The 16,750-nt window shown below is 57.6% G+C and carries 17 protein-coding genes; 7 read left to right on the forward strand and 10 right to left on the reverse strand.

Features of this window, described 5'->3' with window-relative positions; genetic code table 11:
• Positions 1–155 precede the first annotated feature (155 nt).
• From pspG to traF, 3 genes are all read right to left on the reverse strand, one after another.
• Positions 156–422 carry an envelope stress response protein PspG gene (pspG, locus tag HFD97_RS12160; protein WP_009092609.1) on the reverse strand — a complete coding sequence of 89 codons (267 nt, stop codon included), beginning with the start codon at positions 420–422 and terminating at the stop codon, positions 156–158.
• Positions 423–597: 175 nt separating this feature from the next.
• Positions 598–1,590 carry a tRNA dihydrouridine(20/20a) synthase DusA gene (gene dusA / locus HFD97_RS12165; protein ID WP_167431893.1) on the reverse strand — a complete coding sequence of 331 codons (993 nt, stop codon included), beginning with the start codon at positions 1,588–1,590 and terminating at the stop codon, positions 598–600.
• Positions 1,591–1,696: 106 nt separating this feature from the next.
• Positions 1,697–2,947 (reverse strand): conjugal transfer protein TraF, encoded by a 1,251-nt coding sequence (traF, locus tag HFD97_RS12170; protein WP_167431892.1) that lies wholly within the window; start codon positions 2,945–2,947, stop codon positions 1,697–1,699.
• A 450-nt stretch (positions 2,948–3,397) separates the two neighbouring features.
• Between traF and zur the strand changes: the two genes are divergently transcribed.
• Positions 3,398–3,919 (forward strand): zinc uptake transcriptional repressor Zur, encoded by a 522-nt coding sequence (gene zur / locus HFD97_RS12175; RefSeq protein ID WP_009092612.1) that lies wholly within the window; start codon positions 3,398–3,400, stop codon positions 3,917–3,919.
• A 42-nt stretch (positions 3,920–3,961) separates the two neighbouring features.
• Here the strand turns inward: zur and dinF are convergent, their stop codons facing one another.
• The 3 genes from dinF to HFD97_RS12190 all read right to left on the reverse strand — a co-directional run bounded on the left by dinF (position 3,962) and on the right by HFD97_RS12190 (position 6,473).
• Positions 3,962–5,284, reverse strand: a complete 1,323-nt coding sequence (gene dinF, locus HFD97_RS12180) for an MATE family efflux transporter DinF (protein WP_167431891.1) — start codon at positions 5,282–5,284, stop codon at positions 3,962–3,964.
• Between the two features lie 100 nt (positions 5,285–5,384).
• Positions 5,385–5,999, reverse strand: coding sequence for a transcriptional repressor LexA (lexA, locus tag HFD97_RS12185; RefSeq protein WP_167431890.1), 615 nt, complete (start codon positions 5,997–5,999; stop codon positions 5,385–5,387).
• A 105-nt stretch (positions 6,000–6,104) separates the two neighbouring features.
• On the reverse strand, positions 6,105–6,473 hold the full coding sequence (locus tag HFD97_RS12190; protein WP_009092615.1) for a diacylglycerol kinase: 369 nt from the start codon (positions 6,471–6,473) through the stop codon (positions 6,105–6,107).
• Between the two features lie 127 nt (positions 6,474–6,600).
• Here HFD97_RS12190 and plsB point away from each other — a divergent pair, with 127 nt between their 5' ends.
• A complete protein-coding gene (gene plsB / locus HFD97_RS12195) occupies positions 6,601–9,024 on the forward strand; it encodes a glycerol-3-phosphate 1-O-acyltransferase PlsB (protein WP_009092616.1) in 2,424 nt (807 codons plus the stop codon).
• 245 nt (positions 9,025–9,269) lie between these two features.
• Here plsB and ubiA read toward each other — a convergent pair whose 3' ends face one another.
• The 4 genes from ubiA to HFD97_RS12215 all read right to left on the reverse strand — a co-directional run bounded on the left by ubiA (position 9,270) and on the right by HFD97_RS12215 (position 11,952).
• Entirely contained in the window at positions 9,270–10,136 is an 867-nt protein-coding gene (ubiA, locus tag HFD97_RS12200; protein ID WP_276047146.1) for a 4-hydroxybenzoate octaprenyltransferase, read from the reverse strand.
• 28 nt (positions 10,137–10,164) lie between these two features.
• Positions 10,165–10,677, reverse strand: coding sequence for a chorismate lyase (gene ubiC / locus HFD97_RS12205; RefSeq protein WP_058956993.1), 513 nt, complete (start codon positions 10,675–10,677; stop codon positions 10,165–10,167).
• Positions 10,678–10,763: 86 nt separating this feature from the next.
• The gene (psiE, locus tag HFD97_RS12210) at positions 10,764–11,174 is read right to left on the reverse strand and encodes a phosphate-starvation-inducible protein PsiE (RefSeq protein ID WP_009092619.1); all 411 of its coding nucleotides are present in this window, start codon (positions 11,172–11,174) and stop codon (positions 10,764–10,766) included.
• 70 nt (positions 11,175–11,244) lie between these two features.
• A complete protein-coding gene (locus tag HFD97_RS12215; protein ID WP_009092620.1) occupies positions 11,245–11,952 on the reverse strand; it encodes a UTRA domain-containing protein in 708 nt (235 codons plus the stop codon).
• 206 nt (positions 11,953–12,158) lie between these two features.
• On the opposite strand from HFD97_RS12215, the gene HFD97_RS12220 reads away from it, so the two are divergent.
• From HFD97_RS12220 to HFD97_RS12240, 5 genes are read left to right on the forward strand one after another with little or no spacing between them, the layout of a single operon-like run.
• Positions 12,159–13,220, forward strand: coding sequence for an ABC transporter substrate-binding protein (locus HFD97_RS12220; protein WP_009092621.1), 1,062 nt, complete (start codon positions 12,159–12,161; stop codon positions 13,218–13,220).
• Between the two features lie 19 nt (positions 13,221–13,239).
• The gene (locus HFD97_RS12225) at positions 13,240–14,052 is read left to right on the forward strand and encodes an alkaline phosphatase family protein (protein ID WP_046101007.1); all 813 of its coding nucleotides are present in this window, start codon (positions 13,240–13,242) and stop codon (positions 14,050–14,052) included.
• Positions 14,049–14,894 (forward strand): ABC transporter permease subunit, encoded by an 846-nt coding sequence (locus HFD97_RS12230; RefSeq protein WP_167431889.1) that lies wholly within the window; start codon positions 14,049–14,051, stop codon positions 14,892–14,894. The genes HFD97_RS12225 and HFD97_RS12230 overlap by 4 nt, the downstream gene beginning before the upstream one ends.
• A 10-nt stretch (positions 14,895–14,904) precedes the next feature.
• Positions 14,905–15,690: an ABC transporter permease gene (locus HFD97_RS12235; protein WP_111208881.1), complete on the forward strand. Its 786-nt coding sequence runs from the start codon at positions 14,905–14,907 to the stop codon at positions 15,688–15,690.
• Between the two features lie 2 nt (positions 15,691–15,692).
• Positions 15,693–16,685 carry an ABC transporter ATP-binding protein gene (locus HFD97_RS12240; protein ID WP_167431888.1) on the forward strand — a complete coding sequence of 331 codons (993 nt, stop codon included), beginning with the start codon at positions 15,693–15,695 and terminating at the stop codon, positions 16,683–16,685.
• The last annotated feature ends 65 nt before the right edge of the window (positions 16,686–16,750 follow it).

Genomic DNA, 16,750 nt, shown 5'->3' on the forward strand with positions numbered 1-16,750 from the left:
GTTCGCGCTGGTGTAGGGACAGCGGCGATGAATTCCTGTCGCGTCGATGGCACATCGCGTTGACAAGAATCATCCTGCCAGAAAACATAAGTAAAAAATATGTTTAATTGCAGATTGCGGCTTTGCAATCTCTCACTCTGTGATCACTCCCGCAATTATCGCCAGCTTTTCCGGTCTAACCTGTTGATCTTACGTCTTAGCTTACGTCGTGCCCGCGCCTCGCTGTCGCCAAAGAAGGCGCGATGCAGCCAGACCGCGATCACGGCCAGCACCAGCCACGGTAACACTTTGATAACAAGTGCAAACAGCCCGCCGACAAACATCACCAGGGTGGCGACCACCAGTGCTGCCAGCACGCCCAGCAGCGACACGCCGGTCAGCAACAGCATCAGGAAAAACCCCAGTACAAATAAAATTTCCACGTCAGGACTCCTTTATCCACTTTCATACCAGGACAGTTACAAAAAGCGTGCCAACAGGTAACCTATTGAATAGTCGTGGTTTACGGGAAGGGGGTGTGAGATAACCTGGTGAAAAAGACCAGATGATGGCGTAAAAAAACCAGCCTGAAGGCTGGTTTTCTGTGACGTCAGCGGATCAGGCTTCCTGTGGAATCTTATCCGCCACCAGCGCCAGCGCCGCTTCCAGAACGCGCACATCCGCCCCCGGCTTATGCGCATTTTCACTCAGATGGCGTCGCCACTGGCGTGCGCCCGGAATGCCCTGGAAGAGTCCCAGCATATGGCGCGTGACGTGGCCCAGATAGGTGCCCTTCGCCAGTTCCGCTTCAATATAGGGATACATGGCGCGTACCACCTCAATCGGGTTAGCCGCCGGATGCTGACGCCCGAACAGCTGCTGGTCGACCTGCGCCAGAATGCCGGGGTTCTGATAGGCTTCACGGCCCATCATTACGCCGTCAAGGTGCTCCAGATGCGCCTGTGCCTCTTCCAGCGTTTTCACGCCGCCATTGAGCGCAATCGTCAGATGCGGGAAATCGCGCTTCAGCTGGTAGACGCGGGGATAATCCAGCGGGGGGATTTCGCGGTTCTCTTTGGGGCTGAGGCCGGAGAGCCAGGCTTTGCGCGCATGGATGATAAATGTTTCGCACTCGCCGCGGCCCGCCACCGTGCCGATAAAGTCGGTCAGGAAGGCATAGCTGTCCAGCTCATCAATCCCGATGCGGGTTTTCACCGTGACCGGAATCGACACCACGTCGCGCATCGCTTTCACGGCATCTGCGACCAGAGTGGCTTCGGCCATCAGGCAGGCACCGAAACGGCCATTCTGCACCCGATCAGAGGGACAGCCGACGTTCAGGTTGATCTCATCGTAGCCGCGCTGCTCCGCCAGCTTCGCGCACTGCGCCAGCGCCGCCGGATCGCTTCCGCCCAGCTGCAACGCAACCGGGTGTTCAGCGTCACTGTAAGCCAGATAATCCCCTTTGCCATGAATGATCGCGCCGGTCGTCACCATTTCGGTGTACAGCAGGGTGTCGCCGGTCAGCTGACGATGAAAATAGCGACAGTGCCGATCGGTCCAGTCGAGCATAGGGGCGATGGAGAAGCGTTGCGAAGAAAAAGTAGCCATGTAGCGCAGACAATCCGGTAATTAAGGGTGATGGAATTCTGTGCAAGGATAACACAAGGGCGGGCGATAGTGCATCGCCCGCCCCCGGAGAGCCGGAATAACCCGCTTAGAAGTTAAAGCCCAGCTGCATCATCGCGCCCCAGGTATTGTTATCACCGACGGAGCCAGCCAGATCCAGATGGACAGCTTTGTTAAACGGCGACAGACCAAAACCTGCCGTGGCCACATTTTCGTCGTTAGACCGCATGTCCGCACGATAACCCGCGCGCAGCTGCAGCCAGTCAAGTACGCGGTACTCCGCACCCACTGCCGCATACTGGCTGTTATCCTGGGTCTTGAAGCGTTTGGTTTCCGTGAGATCCACATCGCCGGTCACGGTAAACGGACCTTTATCCCAGGACAGACCGGTGGTAACCAGCGGGCGAATCTGGTAGGTGTCGCGGAACCCGTTAACCTCCCGGGTCTGCAGATCGCGTGAAACCAGGTTCTGTCCGGTCACACCCAGCGTCCAGTTTTCAGCAAAGGTGGTCGCCAGACCGGCATCAACGTTAAAGCCGGTGTCGGTGCTGCGATACTGACTGTTGTTGATGTCATTTTTGTCGTAGTTATAGATGCTGGCAGTGTAGTTATAGAGCCAGGTTTTCTGCACTTTTGGCGTCACGCCCACCGACACCGGCTGACCGGCGACAGTGAACTCATGCGCCACCGCCACACCATAATCGGTAACCAGCGCCGCTAAGCCGTTCGCACTGGAGCGAAGGTTATTCTGATCGCCCGGAACGGGCAGAATCGTACCGTTAGCAACCCCGCGCAGGTAGTTGATATCACCCTGTACCACGTTAGCCCGGACGTGTGCCGTTCCGTAGGCTTTGGCGATAAAGGCGAAAGGCAGCGTTTCATTGGGGATTGTCACGGCGACGGCCGCACCCGCACTGCCGTCCGCTTTGTTACCGCGCAAATCGCTGAGCTTGTCAGCGACATCGCCGGAGGCAGCACGCAGTTCAGGATAACCACGCAGATAATCGGCAAACGTCAGGTTACCAATCACACCGCGGTAGCGATCCACGGTGTCGGTAATATCATCGACTTTATCGATCAGCTTATCTTTGTCCGTTACCTGAATGCCTGCTGAAGGAATAATAATGCTGACATTATCGTCAGATTTAGCACGCGTCATTAATGCCGGGTTCGCCAGCACTGCAGAGCCATAAACAGAAGATGCCACGCCGGTGCCGCCCATGGCGTCATTACGTGCATCATACCAGGTCCCTGCCGCCATGGCGGAAGAAGAAAGGAAAAGCGCGGTCGCTGCAGCGGAACAGATCAGCGCTGAGCGTTGAGCGGATTTTTTCACCATTTGCCTGCCATCACCTGAGAAAGTGTCGTTGATACATTCAACAACTGAATAGTTTGTCAGCCCTATTGTGAACCCTGGCTAACGCGTTATTGCTGTGAATTCAAAGGAAACAGTGTCTTAATTCAAAGGATTGGACGTTTTACGACCAGAATTAGCGTGTAATTATTAAAAACGGACCGGCTAATTTCAAATAATGTCAGACTTTTATTAAGTCTTTCTGAACATTACTTCTTAACTCAGTGAGATGCAAAGCAAAAGGACAAAAAATTCTGCTCCGGTTGATTTACAGGTGGATCGGTTTTTTCGTCAGATTTGAGATAGAGAGGAGCGAAAATGCCACAGGCGCTGTTTTTTCAGGCTAATTGTGCTGTTTTAAAAGACAGAAACGCGCTTCAGCACCCCGACAGGTTATGTGATAAAATAACATCACTTATTCAGCGGAGAATTTTCATGACTACCATGACGTCGCAGCAAATTTTGATTCAGGCCGAAAAAATGTGCCTGCAACGTGGTGTGCGTCTGACTTCGCAGCGCGCTGAAGTGTTGCGTCTGATGGCGGAACAGCCGGGCTCAATCAGTGCCTACGATCTGCTGGATCAGCTCCGGATCAGCGAACCTCAGGCCAAACCTCCCACGGTTTATCGTGCGCTCGACTTCCTGCTGGAGCAGGGTTTTGTGCATCGGGTGGAGTCCAACAACAGCTATGTGATGTGTCACCATTTTGAGGCGCCGGCTCATACGTCGGTCATGCTGGTCTGTGACCGTTGCGCCGCCGTCACCGAGAAGCAGGCGCAGGGCGTGGAAAAGATTATCGCCACGCTGGCGGGTGAAGCGCAGTTTGCCCTGCGTCACAGCGTGATCGAAGCCCATGGCTTATGCGAAAACTGCGCGGAAGCAGACGCCTGCACGCAGCACGAAAACTGCGGACATGACCATCAGGATGAGGGTAAAAAGCGCGGACGACGGGGATAAGCGGCGGAACGATCACTATCGGACTAAAGACGTTCTGCCTGCTCAGGCCGCAAACCAGCTGTGCTGCCGCCAGTGCCTGCGCCAGATGAGCCACAGTGAGAGGCCGCGCAGTGCGAGGAAAACCGTTACCGCCAGCCATAAACCGTGATTGCCCAGCACCGGCACGCTCAGCAGCGTCAGAAAATAGCCTGCGGCTGCCACCACCATGCTGTTACGCATCTCACGTCCGCGCGTTGCGCCGATAAACATCCCATCCAGCAGATAACACCAGACGCCGATCAGCGGCATGATCACCTGCCAGACCAGATAGCGGTCGGCCGCCTGCTGCACTGTCTGCAGAGAGGTCAGCAGCATCACGATTTGCGGGCCGGTAAAGGCATAAACCAGCGAGAAGAAGAGCGCCACCGCCGCCGCCTGTCGGCAGGCAGAGTGCCAGACGCGCAGCAGTTTGCTGCCATCTTTTGCGCCATGCGCTTCGCCTGCAAACGCTTCGACGGCATAGGCAAAACCATCGAGCGCGTAGGCGGTAAAGGTAATGAACATCAGTAATACGGCATTAACCGCGACCACCTCCGGCCCCAGCCTGGCGCCCAGCACGGTCAGCGAGGCGAAACAGAGCTGCAGCATAAGAGAGCGCAGCATAATGTCCCGGTTGAGGCGCAGCAGCCGGGCGCTGTCACCGCGCCAGCTCTGTTTCAGCAGGCTGAACGGAATGCCGCGCAGCTTCAGAACCCGCCAGACCATCATGCCGCCGACGCCCAGCGTAATATATTCCGCCAGCGCCGTGGCGGTGGCTGCCCCCGCAACGCCCCAGTGCAGCCCCATGACCAGCCAGAGGTCGAGCACGATATTCACCAGGTTCCCCACCACCAGCAGGATCACCGGCGCACGCGCATACTGCACGCCCAGCAGCCAGCCCAGAATCACCAGGTTCGCCAGCGTGGCAGGCGCACTGAGCCAGCGGATCTGAATAAACAGTCCGGCCTGCGCCAGTACCAGAGGATCGCCGCCAACCAGATGGGTGGCCAGCTGAATAATGGGGTAACGCAGCGCGACAAACAGCAGACCCGCCAGCAACGCCATGATCAGCGGCTGGATCAGGGCGCGTGCCAGCGCCGCTTTGTCGCCTGCCCCGAAGGCCTGTGCCGTCAGGCCCGTGGTGCTCATGCGAAGGAAAAGCAGCAGCATAAAGAGGAAGCTGGTGACGGTCGTCCCGACCGCGACCCCGCCAAGATAGACGGGGCTGTCGAGATGACCGATCACTGCCGTATCGACCACGCCCAGTAAGGGAACGGTGATATTTGACAGGATCATGGGCAGCGCGAGCCGCCAGAGATTTTTATCGGTTGCCGTGATAAAGCGCATTCGCCATTCCGTGCTCAGTGTCGCTGCGCAGAGGCGGCAGCGACAAAATCAGGGCAGACAGAATAGCACCAGAAAAGGCGAATGCACGCAGGCGTCAGAATCAGAGCCATTCGCCGTTGCGTACGACACCCACCGCCAGACCTTCCACGGTCAGCGACTGGGCGCGCGTATCGACAACAATCGGGTCGAAGTCGCTGTTTTCAGGCAGCAGATGCACGATAGCACCCTGCTTTTTCCAGCGTTTCACCGTCACTTCATCGTCAATGCGGGCCACCACAACCTGGCCATTGCGCACATCCTGCGTTTTATGCACCGCGAGCAGGTCGCCGTCCATAATCCCGATATCTTTCATCGACATTCCGCTGACGCGCAGCAGGAAATCCGCCGAAGGTTTGAACAGGCCCGGATCGACTTTGTAATGCGTCTCGATATGTTCCTGCGCCATGATGGGCTCACCGGCAGCAACCCGGCCAATCAGCGGTATGCCTTCTGAGGCTTCTTCTTCCATTAACAGACGGATGCCGCGCGATGCGCCGGAGACAATCTTAATGACGCCTTTGCGCGCCAGCGCTTTCAGATGCTCTTCTGCCGCGTTTGGCGAGCGGAAACCCAGCTGCGCGGCAATCTCGGCACGCGTAGGCGGCATGCCTGTTGAAGTAATATGGTCGCGAATCAGGTCATAGACCTGCTGCTGCCTGCTGGTTAATGCTTTCATCCCGCCCCCTGGTTGTTTATACAGTCGCTGTGAGTATATACAGGTATTGGCGAAATGAAAACCGATTGTCAGGGAAAACGCGGCCTGAGCCGCGTTATGGAAGGTTTATCGCAAATGTGTCCAGAGCAGCGCGATCCAGACAAACAGGGCCAGTAAGATAGCCAGCAGTACCGCTGCCGAACCCATATCTTTTGCCCGGCCCGCGAGCGGATGATGCTCCTGACCGATGCGATCGACCACCGCTTCAATGGCGCTATTGAGGATTTCGACGATGACCACCAGCACCACCGACCCAATCATAAGGATGCGCGAGATCACATCAACGTCCAGCCAGCACGCGATAATGATCGCCGCCAGCGCAGCCAGGGCTTCCTGACGAAACGCCGCTTCATGTTGCCACGCGGCACGCAGCCCCTGCCAGGAGTAACCGGCGGCTTTTACTATTCTGATAAGTCCGGTGGCATTATTTGCCATGTGTGGGAACCCTTTTATCGGATTGACGTCAATGTCTGGGCTGCGTGCATTTGGCACCACCACAGATCTTCGCTGCACTTTCTGGTATGCTTGCGGCGCTTTGCTAACAAGAGGCTTCATGTTGTCTATGTCAGGTTGGCGTAAACTTTATTATAAATTGCTTAATTTACCACTCTCGTTTCTGGTAAAGAGTAAGGCCATTCCGGCCGATCCCGTGTCTGAACATGGTCTGGATCCGACCCGACCTATTATGTATGTTTTGCCTTACGATTCGAAGGCTGACTTACTGACTTTGCGCGCGCAGTGTCTGCGGCATCATCTGCCCGATCCGCTCTCTCCACTGGAGATTGATGGTTCCCTGCTGCCTCGCCACGTCTTTATCCACGATGGCCCGCGCGTCTTCCCCTATTTTGTACCCAGCGTGGAATCGGTGAAAATTTTCCACGATTACCTGGACCTGCATCGCAATAATCCCACGCTGGATATTCAGATGCTGCCCGTCACCGTGATGTTTGGTCGCGCACCGGGACGTGAAGTTCAGGGCGAAGCCACACCACACCTGCGGGTGCTGAACGGCGTGCAGAAGTTCTTTGCGGTCATCTGGCATGGGCGCGACAGCTTTGTCCGCTTCTCGCCGACCGTATCGCTGCGGCGTATGGCCACGGAACATGGGACAGATAAGTCGATCGCGCAGAAGCTGGCCCGCGTCGCGCGTATCCATTTTGCCCGTCAGCGGCTGGCTGCGATTGGCCCGCGTTTACCGGCCCGTCAGGATCTGTTTAATCGCCTGCTGCAATCCAAAGCGATTGAAAAAGCAGTAGAAGATGAGGCGCGCAGCAAAAAAATCTCCCATGAGAAAGCGCAGCAGAATGCCGTCGAGATGATGGAAGAGATTGCGGCGAACTTCTCCTATGAAGCGATTCGCGTCACTGACCGGGTGATGGGCTGGCTCTGGAGCCGTCTCTATCAGGGCATCAACGTCAATGGCGGCGAAAAAGTGCGCCAGCTGGCGCAGGATGGTCATGAGATTGTCTACGTGCCCTGCCACCGCAGCCACATGGATTATCTGCTGCTCTCCTACGTGCTCTATCATCAGGGCCTGGTGCCGCCGCACATCGCAGCAGGCATCAACCTCAACTTCTGGCCAGCCGGTCCGATCTTCCGTCGTCTGGGTGCCTTCTTTATCCGTCGCACCTTTAAAGGCAACAAGCTGTACGCCACGGTATTCCGCGAATACCTCGGTGAGCTGTTCACCCGGGGTTACTCGGTTGAGTACTTTGTCGAAGGTGGCCGTTCACGCACGGGCCGTCTGCTGGACCCGAAAACCGGCACGTTAGCCATGACGCTGCAGGCGATGCTGCGCGGCGGCAATCGTCCCATCACGCTGGTGCCGATATACATCGGATATGAGCATGTGATGGAAGTGGGTACTTACGCCAAAGAGCTGCGCGGCGCGGCAAAAGAGAAAGAGGGCTTCATGCAGATGGTGCGTGGCCTGCGTAAGCTGCGCAATCTCGGTCAGGGCTACGTTAACTTTGGCGAACCGCTGCCGCTGGTTAACTATCTCAACAAGCGCGTGCCGGAATGGCGTGACTCGATCGATCCGATTGAGCCACAGCGTCCCGGCTGGCTGACCCCGACCGTGAACGATATTGCGGCTCGCGTGATGGTGCGGATCAATGAAGCCGGCGCGGCTAACGCCATGAACCTCTGTGTTACGGCCCTGCTTGCCTCACGTCAGCGCTCACTTACCCGCGAACAGTTGATTGAACAGCTGGAGTGCTATACCCAGTTGCTGCGCAATGTGCCTTACTCGCCGAATGCGACCCTGCCCGATCTCTCTGCGGAAGCGCTGCTGGATCACGCCCTGGGCATGAACAAGTTTGAGAGTGAAAAGGACAGCATTGGCGACATCATCATTCTGCCGCGTGAGCAGGCGGTGCTGATGACCTATTATCGCAACAACATTCATCACATGCTGGTGATGCCGTCGCTGATTGCCGCCATTGTTCAGCAACACCAGACGCTGAGCGAAGCGGAACTGCTGCGTCAGGTCAGCCTGATCTATCCGATGCTGAAGAGCGAGCTCTTCCTGCGCTGGGAGACGGATGAGCTGCCGCAACTGCTGACTGAACTGAGTCAGGAGCTGGCGCGTCAGGGTCTGATTACGCTTGAGGCCGGTGAACTGCGCTTTACCGCAGCGCGCTATCGCACGCTGCAACTGCTGGCCGCCGGTGTGCGTGAAACGCTGCAGCGTTATGCCATTACCTTCTCGATTCTTAGCGCCAAGCCGACGATTAACCGCGGCACGCTGGAGAAAGAGAGCCGGACACTGGCACAACGTCTCTCCGTGCTGCACGGTATTAACGCCCCGGAGTTCTTCGACAAAGCGGTCTTTACCTCACTGGTTCTGACGCTGCGTGATGAAGGCTATATCAGTGACAGCGGAGATGCGGATGTGGCGCAGACCCAGGCCACCTGGCACATCCTGGCTGACCTGGTGACCAGCGATGTCCGGATGACCATTGAAACGGCTGTCGCGCACGACTGATACCCGCGTAAAGCAAAAAAGGCGACCTTAGGGTCGCCTTTTTTATGTCGCACAGGGCTGTCTGGCAGGCTTCTTACAGCAACGAAGAACCTGACGCGCAGGGGACAGGGACAGAAGAGGAAAGCGTCCCGTGCCAGGGAAGGCGCGGGCCGAGCCGTCATGGATGACAGCTTTTGCGTCTTTCCGATCTGGCCCTGTCCCCTGCGCAGGCGCGGTCTTCCCGCTATGACAGGCTGCCTTTCCAGTCAGAACAGCTGAGTGAACGGCGGCGTATTCATTAAAATGCCGAGGAACAGCACCATCCCGACATAGTTGTTATTGAGGAAAGCCTGGAAACAGGGCTGACGTTCGCGCCCGGCTATCAGCTTCTGCTGATAAACAAACAGGGCGGCAGCCAGCAGCAGCGTCCAGTAGAAGGCGCTGTTCAGGTGCAGCATCGTCCCCACCCACGCCATCAGCAGCAGGGTCGCCAGTTGCAGCAGACCAATAATCAGCTTGTCGAAGCGACCAAATAAAATGGCGGTCGACTTCACTCCAATCTTCAGGTCATCGTCCCTGTCCACCATCGCATACTGCGTATCGTAAGCAACCGTCCAGCAGATGTTGGCAATGAATACCAGCCAGCAGACCAGAGGTAAGGACTCACTAACTGCACACCAGGCCATAGGGATCGCCCAGCCAAATGCTGCCCCCAGTACGACCTGCGGCAGATGGGTATAGCGCTTCATAAAGGGATAGACCCAGGCCAGCGCCAGCCCCACTACGGAAAGCATGATGGTCATCAGGTTCATGGTCAGCACCAGCGCAAAAGCCACCAGCCCCAGAATCACAAACAGCAGCTTCGCTTCTCTGGCACTCACCGCGCCGCTGGCCAGCGGCCGATGTCGGGTGCGCTCAACGTGACCATCCACTTTGCGATCGGCATAGTCATTGATGACACAACCCGCCGCCCGCATCACAAAGACCCCGGCCACAAACACCACCAGCACCGGTAACGGCGGCATCGCCATGTCAGCCAGCCAGAGTGCCCAGAGCGTGGGCCACATCAGCAGCAGCGTGCCGATCGGTTTATCGATGCGCATCAGGCGGCTGTAGTCCCGCCATTTATTCATACTTAAGCTCTTTTCCACCACAAAATCCTCAGACCAGATCGCGATAGAGCGGCGATGCCGGTAAAAACAGTTCAGTCAGCAGCAGCGGCTTGCCGGAGAGGCGCAGACGCGACCGCCGCCCCCACAATGCATCAATCTGTCCGGGTTCAATAAAATCGCGGGTCAGCGTCGAAGAGGAGAAAAGATAGCGACCCAGAGGACGGGTACCCAGCTGCTGCAGCATCGCCTCAGGCCCGTTGAGCGTGCTTTCCGGCACCAGGGTGCGGCCAGCCAGCCAGGGCTGATCGTCGCCGAACAGCAGCACTTCACGCAGCCAGAAGCGTTCATCATCCGGCAACAGGGCGCGTTCCTCGCCCAACTCGCTGGCGTCGATAAAGCCTTCGCGCAATGGCTGAACCGTTACCCGCTGACAATGCTGTTCAAAACGGCGCGTCATTGAATCCTCTTCCATCAGCCAGTCGAGCAACGGCGGCGCGAGGGCTGCCTGCGATGGAGAAAGCCAGTTGAGCGCACCTAATAAGCTGAGCGCGTCTTGAGACATAGCACCACTCCCGGTAATTTTGAGGTCGGTAGTTTAGCGCAGAGACGCGATGCGAACACCTGCCGTCGCACCAGACGGCAGGTGAATTATTCGCGTTTCAGCCGGTTGCTGTTTGCCAGCCACAGCGTGATGACCAGCATCAGTATCGCCGCCGAGTAGCAGAGCGTATCGAAGGGATTTTTGTGATCGACAATAATCAGGCGGATGATAGCCGTAATGCCGATGTAGACAAAATAGCGCAGCGGAAAGTGATAGCCGGACTGAAAGTACTTCACAATCAGGGCAATAAATTCGAAGTAGAGGAAATAGATCACGATTCCCTCAATCAGCAGATAGGAAGAGGCCTGCTCGCCGGTATTAAACAGCACGTTTGCCAGATGGATCGTCTCTTTGCCTAAAAAGACGATCAGGATGATCGCCAGACTCAGCAGGCCCACATTCAGCACCCATTGCAGTGCTGTTGCAAGGTGGCGGGCCAAAGGATTTTTGTCACTCATGTTGCGCCTTAAAATGGAGTTATCAGCGCGCAACATCATGCGCGAGTGTGATGTAAATCACAATAACTCCTCAGGCTTCGACATCCACACAGAGTGCATCATAGCGCCAGTATTCACAGTCGCAGTCGATCACTGCTTTTTGCTGATTGCGGTTGATGCGGGTGATCAGCAGGCCGGGGCTGCCGGTCGCCACATTCAGCGCAGGTGCGGCAACGTCCGGCAGCGGGCCGGGCAGAATGGTAAAGCGCGCGCCACCGTAACGAATACCGTAGCGCTGGTCATAGAGGTCGGTCAGGGAGCGCGTCAGATCTTCCTCCAGCAGGCCAGGGAAAAAGTGCGGATTCAGGTAGTGTTCCACATAGAGTACCGCGCGCCCATCAATGCGCCGCAGACGGCGGATGCAGTAGACCACCGAGCCGGGGGCCAGACCCAGTGCTGTCGCCACGGCGTCCTGCGCGGCTACCTCGCCAGCCGCAATAACCTCCGTCGTCGCCCGCCGCCCCTGCTCCGTCGCCATCGCATGAAAGTGACTGTGGTGCAGCGGGTTGTAGACCAGCCGCGGTGGCGCGATAAACCAGCCCCGACGCAGCTCACGGTAGATCATCCCCTGCGCTTCCAGCTTGCCCAGCGCTTCACGCAGCGTGATCCGCGTGGTGCTGAAAGCCTCGCTCAGGGCGCGTTCCGCCGGCAACCGCCCGCTCTGAAACTCGCCATCCCGGATACGGCTCAGCAGTGCACTGGCGATCGCCTCCGCCGTTTTGAGTGCGATTGACTCCACAACAGTAGCCTCATTCTGGTGCGACTCCGCACTATAACTGTTCAGGTTAACGCGCCTGTGGCAGGCGGATGACCCGGGTCTGCTGCCTTTCTTCCCCCGTATCGCGCGGTTCTGTCATAAATCGTTCATATACAGGGGCTACATTGGCTCGGTTCTTGCTGGACTAGACCAGTCAGGCCCCTCAACTTACACCCGGAGCAACTGAGATGAAAGCGTTTATCGCCTCTGTAGTAGCCAGTGCTGTAGTGCTCACCCTGCCCGTCGCGCAGGCCGCCGATAACGACCTCGCCGCGCTGGAAAAAGCGGCGCGCAGTGAAGGCCAGGTCAACAGCGTCGGGATGCCGGACAGCTGGGCCAACTGGAAGGAGACCTGGAGCGATCTCAATAGCAAATATGGCCTTAAGCACAGCGACACCGATATGTCATCGGCGCAGGAGCTGGCGAAATTTGATGCGGAGAAAGATAACGCCAGCGCTGACATCGGCGACGTCGGCGCGGCCTTTGGCCCCATCGCCGTGGCGAAAGGGCTGACGCAGCCGTATAAACCGACCCACTGGGATCAGATCCCGGCCTGGGCCAAAGATAAAGAGGGTCACTGGGCGCTGGCCTATACCGGCACCATCGCTTTCCTGATCGACAAGCAGCAGGTTAAGGATATCCCCCACAGCTGGGCCGATCTGAAAAAAGGTAAGTATGTGGTTACTATCGGTGATGTCGGCGTGGCAGCTCAGGCAGCCAACGGTGTACTGGCGGCAAACTACGCATTAGGCGGCGACGAGAAGAACCTGAAACCGGCGCTGGCATTCTTTGCTGACCTGGCAAAACAGGGGCGTCTTGGCGTGACCGATCCGGTGATCGCCAACATCGAAAAAGGGGAAGTGCAGATGGCGGTGGTGTGGGACTTTAACGCCCTTAACTACCGTGACCAGATTGATAAAAGCCGCTACGAAGTGGTGATCCCCTCTGACGGTTCTGTGACTTCCGGTTACACCACCCTCATCAACAAATATGCGAAACATCCTGCCGCGGCAAAACTGACGCGCGAATATATCTTCTCAGACCAGGGTCAGATCAACCTGGCGAAGGGCTATGCCCGTCCGATTCGTGCCGAGCATCTGACGCTGCCTGCGGATGTTCAGGCTCGCCTGCTGCCGCAGTCAGAGTATAAAAATGCCCGCCCGGTTAAAGATCAGGCCGCCTGGGATAAATCGTCAAAAATGCTGCCGCGCCTGTGGCAGGAAAACGTCATCATCAACATGCAGCAGTAACCTGCGGCGGGGAGAGGAAATGAAGACTATCCTGGTGGTGCTGGATGGGCTGAGCAATCAGGTCGCACAACATGCAATGGGTTATCTGCATGCCGAATGTTCGCAGGGCAACGGCTTTTACTACCGTCTGACCTGTGAACTGCCCTCGCTGTCGCGGCCGCTTTATGAATGCATTCTGACCGGCGTCCCGCCGGTCAGAAGCGGCATTATTCACAATGGCGTCAGCCGGTTAAGTCGCGAGCGCAGCATCTTTCACTTTGCCCGTGCGGCGGGCCTGACCACCGCGGCGGCGGCCTACCACTGGGTGAGTGAACTTTATAACCGCACCCCGTTTGTTCCGGCGCGCGATCGTCATACGGACGCACCGGAACTGCCGATTCAGTATGGTCATTTTTACTCTGACGACAGCTATCCCGATTCGCATCTGTTTGAAGACGCAGAGAGCCTGCGGCTGCGTCACGATCCCGACTTCCTGCTGATCCACCCGATGAACATCGACGACGCCGGTCATAAATCGGGGCTCTCCTCACCGCAGTACCGCAACCGGGCGCGCATCGCCGACGGCCTGCTGTCGCAGTGGATGCCGCTGTGGCTGGCCGAGGGCTATCAGGTGATGGTGACCGCCGATCACGGTATGAATGACGATCGCTCCCATGGCGGCATTCTGCCTGAGGAGACCACGGTGCCGCTGTTTGTCTTTGGCCGGGCCTTCTCGCTGCAGCCTGACCTGGCACCGCAGCAGACCGATCTGTGCGGCACCCTGTGCGAGCTGCTTGAGGTGCCGCATGACAAACCGGTCTGCCGCGGGCTGCTGGCGGAGCCACAGAGATGAGGAAAAAAGGGTTTGCCCTGCTGCTGCTGCTGCCGTTTGCCCTGTTCTGGGTCGCCTTTCAGCTGGCACCGCTGCTGTGGATCGCCATCAACAGCTTCTGGAGCGAGATGAACAGCCAGTGGGGCTGGGATAACTATCATGACATCCTGACCTCGCCCTTTTATCAGCAGGCGTTTCGTTTTTCGCTCGATATTTCGCTCTGGTCAAGCGTCTATGGATTAGTGATTGCGCTGGTTACCGGCTATTCCCTGCATCAGCTCGGCGGCGGGCGACTGCAGCGTTTCCTGATCTCCTTTACCAACATGACCAGCAATTTTGCCGGTGTGCCGCTCGCCTTCGCCTTTGTGATCCTGCTGGGGCTGAACGGCTGTCTGACGCTGCTGCTGCGTCACTACGGGCTGATTGAGAGCTTCCGGCTCTTTTCGCGCAACGGCATGGTGCTGGTCTACACCTGGTTCCAGATCCCGCTGGGCGTGCTGCTGCTCTACCCGGCGTTCGACGGGCTGAAGAAAGAGTGGCAGGAGTCAGCGGCTCTGCTGGGGGCCAGCCGCTGGCACTACGGGTGGCACATCGCCCTGCCGATTCTGTTTCCGGCGCTGCTTGGCACCTTTGTCATCCTGCTGGCGAACGCGCTGGGGGCTTACGCCACCATTTACGCCCTGACTACCGGAAACTTTAACGTGGTGCCGGTGCGCATCGCTGCGCTGGTCTCCGGAGATATCTCGCTGGACCCCAACACCGGCAGCGCGCTGGCGATGCTGCTGGTAGCGATTATGGCGCTGATCACCCTGGTGCAGCAGTATCTGGTGCGCCGCAGCTATCTCAACGCGAAACAGCCCTGAAGGAGCCGTCATGTCATCTGCTGAGCGCCTGTATCACCGGATAATGGTGGGGGTACTTTTTCTCCTGCTGGCCCTGCCGCTGGCGGCCACGCTGCTCTATGCGATCGCCTCTGACTGGAGTAATACCATTCTGCCGCAGGGCTATAGCCTGAAGTGGTTCATCCAGCTCTGGAGTGACCCGCGTTTTCTGACGGCGCTGGGCCATTCCCTGCTGATTTGCTTTGGTGCGCTGCTCTTCTCGCTGCTGCTGGTGCTGCCTGCCATGTTTGTAATCGCTTACTACTATCCACGGCTGGATGCGGTGATGAACATTCTGATCCTGATGCCCTTCGCCGTGCCGCCGGTGGTCTCATCAGTGGGTTTGCTGCAGCTCTACTCTTCCTCCCCGCTGATGCTGACCGGCACACCGTGGATACTGATTGGCTGTTATTTCACCATCGCGCTGCCCTTTATCTATCGGGCGCTGGCGAACAATATGCAGGCCATCAACCTGAAAGAGCTGATCGACGCCGCGCAGTTGCTGGGTGCCAGCACCTGGCAGGCCGCACTCTGGGTGGTGCTGCCCAACCTGCGCAAAGGGATGCTGATTGCGGTTCTGCTCTCCTTCTCCTTTCTGATTGGCGAATTTGTCTTTGCTAACCTGCTGGTCGGCAACCGCTATGAAACCCTGCAGGTCTATCTCTACAACATGCGCAACGGCAGCGGTCACTTCACCAGCGCGCTGGTGATCTCCTATTTCTTTGTGGTGCTGCTGGTTACCTGGCTGGCTAACGCCCTGAATCCCGAACGAGGCTGAGTATGAGTTATCTTGAGGTCAGATCGCTGAATAAACGCTATGGGCCCACCCCCATTTTCGAGGAGATCGATTTCAGCGCGGCAGAAGGTGAGTTTGTTACCCTGCTCGGCCCCAGCGGCTGCGGTAAATCGACGCTGCTGCGCTGCCTGGCCGGTTTAACCGGCGTCGACAGCGGCGAAATCCGGCTGGCGGGTCACGATATTGTGCCGCTGGCGCCGCAGAAGCGCGCCATCGGTATGGTGTTCCAGAGCTACGCACTCTTTCCCAACATGACGGTAGAGAAAAACGTCGCGTTTGGCCTGAAGATGCAGAAGCTGCCCGACGCAGAGATCCGCCAGCGGGTGCCGGAGGTGCTGGAGCTGGTGGAGCTCAGCGACTATGCGCGCCGTTATCCGCATCAGCTGTCGGGCGGGCAGTGTCAGCGCGTGGCTCTGGCGCGTTCGCTGGTGACGCGTCCGCGTCTGCTGCTGCTGGATGAGCCACTGTCGGCGCTGGATGCGCGAATCCGTCGCCATCTGCGCGATCAAATCCGCCGCATCCAGCGCGAGCTGAACCTCACGACCCTTTTCGTCACCCACGATCAGGAGGAGGCGCTGACGCTCTCCGATCGTATTGTGCTGATGAACCGGGGTAAAATCGTGCAGAACGGCGATGCCGAAGCGCTCTACACCCAGCCGGCTGACCTCTTTGCCGCCGGGTTTATCGGTAACTACAACCTGCTCAGCGCTGAGCAGGCGACGCGGCTGACCGGCCAGACTTTTCACAGCCAGGTGGCGATTCGTCCGGAATCGATGCAGTTCACGGCGCAGGGCCAGGGCATTCCTGCGGTCATCCTCAGCCACAGCCTGCTGGGCAACGTCATCCGCTACCGTATCCGGGCGCAGGATGTGGAACTTTCGGTGGATGTGCTTAACCGATCGGCGGCGGATTTGCATCCCGCTGGCAGTCAGATTGGTCTACAATTAGCGATGTCGACTTTGCGCCAGGTGGCTTAAAACACAGGAAAAAATCAGGCAAAGCACGGCAATCCCTTTTTCACAGATTGCTCTCTCCGTCAGGC

Origin of the sequence: Pantoea sp. EKM103V, assembly GCF_011800365.1 — a bacterium.
Lineage (GTDB): Bacteria > Pseudomonadota > Gammaproteobacteria > Enterobacterales > Enterobacteriaceae > Pantoea > Pantoea anthophila.